Origin of the sequence: Dietzia sp. SLG310A2-38A2 (assembly GCF_014145095.1) — a bacterium.
In the GTDB taxonomy this organism is placed as follows: Bacteria; Actinomycetota; Actinomycetes; order Mycobacteriales; family Mycobacteriaceae; genus Dietzia.
On the sequence record NZ_JAALDX010000365.1, the window covers coordinates 1 to 1,373 of the forward strand.

Here is a 1,373-nt window from a genome sequence, read left to right on the forward strand (position 1 = left end):
CAGGCCGGTGCGGCCGCGGCGGCCAGCACCTGCTCGAGGAGCTCGTCCGCGCGGTGCTCGTCGGCACGGTCGGCCAGCGCGAGCTCGCCGACCAGGACCTGGCGCGCCTTGGCGAGCATGCGCTTCTCGCCCGCGGACAGACCCCGGTCCAGATCGCGACGCCACAGGTCGCGGACGACCTCGGCGACCTTGTTCACGTCCCCCGAGGCCAGCTTCTCGCCGTTCGCCTTGTAGCGGCGCGACCAGTTGGTCGGCTCCTCGGCATGCTCGGTGCGCAAAACATCGAAGACCTTGTCGAGCCCCGCCTCGTCGACCACGTCGCGCACGCCCACGTACTCGGCGTTCTCGGCCGGAACCCGGACCGTGAGATCGCCCTGTGAAACCTTGAGGACGAGGTATTCCTTCTCGGTGCCCTTGACCGTCCGCATTTCGATCGCCTGGATACTTGCGGCGCCGTGATGCGGGTAGACGACAGTGTCGCCGACCTTGAACTCCATGAGTGGCTTTCCCCTTTCGACTGAGCCATCTTAGCACGCCCTCAGCGCTGGGGTTATCCGTTTATGCAGGTCAGCAACCCGAACGGCCCGACCGCCGCATCCGGGGGGTGCGAGGGGCGCACTCTGGCGCCGGTCACGACCGGCCGTGGACTACGATGAGACCGGCCTGAGAACGACCATCCCCCGAGGAGCCTGACGTGACTTCACCGAACACCGGCCTGCGCCGCACCGCGCTCGTAGTCCTGGCCGTGGGTACCGCCGTCGGTATGTCCGCGTGTGGCGCCGGCCAGATCTCGCAGACGGCCGGTCAGGTCGCCGCGGTGGACGGTGGACAGGGTTCTGCGGGCGAGCTGTACGTCAACGACCTCGTGGTGGTCCTCCCCGAGACCGGTGAGGCGCGTCTCGGGTTCGTCGCCTCTTTCACCGGCACCGGCCTAGGCGAGTCGATCTCCCTCGACCGGGTCGAGATCGACGGGATGGAGGCGCAGATCGGCCAGTCGCAGCCCCTCGAACGCGGGTGCTCGCTGGTCGTCTCGGCTGCGGAGGACGCCGAGCCCGTCCCCGCCGGTGACGACCTCTGCGTGGAGCGGACCACCGCCACCCTCCCCGGTGCCGACGACCTCCAGATCGGCACCTCGGTGCCGGCCACCGTCTCCTTCTCCAACGGCGACCAGATCGAGATGGCCGCGGCCGTCATCGCCGAGGTCCCGGCCAGCGACGAGTACACCCGTCCGGTCGAGACCCACTCCGAGGGGCACTGAGACGTCCGCCCTGTCCGCCCGCGCGGCCGACGGCTCCCCCGCCGACGCGGCCGTGCGCGCCGTACTCCGACGTCTGGCCCCGGGCACGCCCCTCCGTGACGCCCTGGACCGCATC

General features: G+C 70.1%; 2 protein-coding genes. One reads left to right on the top strand and one right to left on the bottom strand.

Annotation, left to right across the window (positions count from 1 at the left end):
* On the bottom strand, positions 1–497 hold a 497-nt coding region (locus G6027_RS12855; RefSeq protein WP_179524504.1), incomplete at its 3' end, for a CarD family transcriptional regulator.
* Positions 498–694: 197 nt separating this feature from the next.
* On the opposite strand from G6027_RS12855, the gene G6027_RS12860 reads away from it, so the two are divergent.
* The gene (locus G6027_RS12860) at positions 695–1,258 is read left to right on the top strand and encodes a hypothetical protein (protein WP_182637519.1); all 564 of its coding nucleotides are present in this window, start codon (positions 695–697) and stop codon (positions 1,256–1,258) included.
* Positions 1,259–1,373: the final 115 nt, after the last annotated feature.